General features: G+C 62.4%; 3 protein-coding genes and 1 pseudogene. All 4 read right to left on the reverse strand.

The genetic code is table 11. The annotated features are described in order from the left end of the window. Positions 1–378, reverse strand: a pseudogene (locus tag WBB85_RS02060) (hypothetical protein); the annotation flags it as partial. Next, positions 372–1,190, reverse strand: a complete 819-nt coding sequence (locus tag WBB85_RS02065; RefSeq protein ID WP_432636960.1) for a sulfite exporter TauE/SafE family protein — start codon at positions 1,188–1,190, stop codon at positions 372–374. The gene WBB85_RS02065 and the pseudogene WBB85_RS02060, both read right to left, overlap by 7 nt. Positions 1,191–1,274: 84 nt before the next feature. Beyond that, the gene (gene dusA / locus WBB85_RS02070; protein WP_432636961.1) at positions 1,275–2,270 is read right to left on the reverse strand and encodes a tRNA dihydrouridine(20/20a) synthase DusA; all 996 of its coding nucleotides are present in this window, start codon (positions 2,268–2,270) and stop codon (positions 1,275–1,277) included. A gap of 309 nt (positions 2,271–2,579) precedes the next feature. Next, entirely contained in the window at positions 2,580–3,017 is a 438-nt protein-coding gene (locus WBB85_RS02075) for a hypothetical protein (RefSeq protein WP_432636962.1), read from the reverse strand. Between the last annotated feature and the right edge of the window lie 129 nt (positions 3,018–3,146).

Here is a 3,146-nt window from a genome sequence, read left to right on the forward strand (position 1 = left end):
GCCGACCGGTAACAGGCCGTCTATATGCGCTGCATCCCGGGTCAGACGGAAATTGAATGCGGCAAGGCTTTCGTCATCGGAGGCTGCCGGGTAGCCGGGATAGACCGCCGACAGCTGCCCCCGATGCAGCGGCAAAGCGCCAAAAAGCCGCGTGATGGCCGTTATTGCCGCGCCGCCAAGCGGTACGCCATTGATCCGCCCCTCAGCATCATTGGGCAGCAGGTCGAGGCCGACATCCCATGTACCGCCACATCTCAAAGGCTCCGGACTGTTCTGCAATGCCTGACGCGCGACAGGCAAAGCGGCCTTTGCCCAAGCCGCCACCCCCGGATCATGGCCGAACCGGACCCAGCCCCGCGCGGCAAGCGCCGCTACCACCCTGCAACCTTGCGCAACATGTTGAGCGCGACAAGGGCAAGGAAGACCGCGAAGATCCGCTTCAGGGGCTTAGGGTCCATAGCATGGGCCAACTTTACCCCCCAGGGTGCCGTGATCAGCGTCATCGCGATGATCACGGCGAAGGCAGGCAGGTTGACCGCGCCGATCGTATAAGGCGGCGCGCCCTCGACCGATGTCATCAGAAACCCCGCGACCGAGGGAACGGCGATCACCACGCCGAACCCCGCCGCGGTCGCCACCGCGCGGTGAATGGGGGTCGCATAAAGGCTCATCAACGGCACCCCGAACGAGCCGCCGCCAATCCCCATAAGGACCGAGAGGAACCCGACCAGAGGCGACAGTACCGCCCGGACGACCCCGCCAGGCATTGCGGGGCCAAGCCGCCACTCTGCCCGGCCGAACCCAAGATAGAAGGCAACAACCAGCGCCAGCGTGCCAAAGATCGCCTGCAAGGCCGGGGTCCGAAGCTGTGCTACCACCAGCACGCCCAAAACCGCGCCGATCACGATCCCCGGTGCCCAGCCTCTGAGGATGCCCCAATCGACAGCGCCTTTGCGATTATGCGCCATCACAGAGCGGATCGAGGTCACGATGATCGTCGCCAGCGAGGTCGCAAGACAGACCTGCATCAGGTCCGGCCCTTGATAGCCGAGGCTGGAAAAGGCGTAGAAGAAGGCCGGGACCAGGATGATCCCGCCACCGACGCCCAGCAGACCCGCCATCACCCCGGCAAAGGCACCGATCGCCAGCAAAAGCGCCAGCATCGGCATGAGTTCCGCTAGTCCCGGCATCCTGTGCGCCTCCCACCTGCCCCTGACGCCAGATATCCGCTTCGCCGGGAATTTGCCAGATCGGTTGACCGAAGCGCCCGGGGATCAGGAGGCCAGTTCGATCATCGGCGCAAGGGCGGCATCAAGGACCTCAAGCCCAGCCCCCGGACGGTTGGCGCGCTCCGACAGTACGCGCCGCCAGCCGCGCGCCCCTGGCTGGCCGTGAAACAGGCCCAGCATGTGGCGGGTGATCTGATGCAGCCGCCCACCCGCCTCAAGATGCCGCGCAATATAGGGCCGCATCCGGTCCACGACCTCAAACCGCTCCGGCCCGTCCTCTCCGCCGAAGATGCGGGCGTCGGCGTGGGCCAGAACGTCATAGGGCTCATGATAGGCCGCCCGCCCGATCATCACCCCGTCAAGCCCGTCCACCAGAAAAGCCTCGGCCTGATCAAGCGAAGTGATGCCGCCATTGACCGAGATATTCAGATGCGGGAAGGCCCGTTTCATCGCCGCGACCAGCGGATAGTTCAGGGGCGGAATATCGCGGTTCTCCTTCGGGCTCAGCCCCTGCAACCAGGCTTTGCGGGCATGGATCTGAAACCGGGTGACCCCGGCGGCCGAAACGGTTTCAAGGAAGGCGGGCAGCACTTCCTCGGGTACCTGATCATCGACCCCGATGCGGCATTTCACCGTGACCTCGACGGACGAAGCCGCGATCATCGCAGCGGCACAATCGGCCACCAGCCCCGGCCGTTCCATCAGCACTGCGCCAAAGCACCCAGACTGGACCCGATCCGAGGGGCAGCCGACATTGAGGTTGATCTCGTCATAACCGAACTCCGCCCCGATCCGCGCAGCCCCGGCGAGATCCACCGGATCGGACCCACCGAGTTGCAGCGCCACGGGATGCTCGACCGCGTCAAAACCCAGAAGCCTGTCGCGATCGCCATGCAGGACCGCAGGCGCTGTCACCATCTCGGTATAAAGCAGGGCGTGGCGAGAGATCTGACGATGAAAGAACCGGCAATGCCGATCGGTCCAGTCCATCATAGGCGCAATAGATAATTTCGCTGCCGCGGTGGCTGCGTTGTTGGGCATTCTTAATTCTCCTATGGTCCGCAATCTGGTTTTGGGGCCATGTTGCACACATACTTCACACGAATTAGGGCAGTCCAGCCCCCCGGGAGCGAAGACAGGCGAACGGCGGTGTTTGGGTGGGTTTCTAATCAGGGCCACCTCTTCTATCGCTCGACCCAGTCGGGATTACGCTTTGGGAAATGCGAAGAGAAGCGCTCTTGCTCGTGTGCACCTAGCATGCACAGAAAACCGAAAACCCATTGCTGCAGGGGCATTATCGATCCAATCCTCCATGGGCCGCTCGGCGTTTGGATCGAGATTATCCCTAGATCAGGCCTTCTTGGCGGGAGCAGAGAATAACAGGTCTGAGCCAAACTTGACGTTGGTGATCGATTTCGACGACAGTCCCGTATTCGTTGCCTCATCTAGGCTTCGGCAAAGATTTGGCAGGCGGTCCGTAATATCTTCGAAACATAAGGCAAACGCCGCCTGCGCCTTGATGATCTCGGCATCCTTCACGGTCGAGCCGTTGTGAACGATCTCGCTCCGCGCTTCCATGAGGAACTTGCCCTCTATGGCCTTGTTCTCCCAAGTGTCAGGCCGCGCCATGCGGTTGCGGACCAGATGCTTGGCGGCGGTGACCTTGACGGTGGCCTCGGTTGCGGCCTTTTCGGCAAAGCGTTCGTTCACCAGCCGCGCAAAGACCATCGGAATGTGCCCCTTGAAGGCCCAATCATCGGCGTTGATCACGTCTTGGCTTTCGTCCATCACCTCGACCATCGCGGCCAGTTGCGCCTAGGTCAGCCTGCGCTCGATGGGGCTGAGTTCCTCGACCAGCGACGGCTCGCGATTTTGGGCCAGATAGGCCTCGATCACCAAGCTCTGGAAGGCATTACC

The organism is Albidovulum sp. (genome assembly GCF_049646345.1).
Lineage (GTDB): Bacteria > Pseudomonadota > Alphaproteobacteria > Rhodobacterales > Rhodobacteraceae > Albidovulum.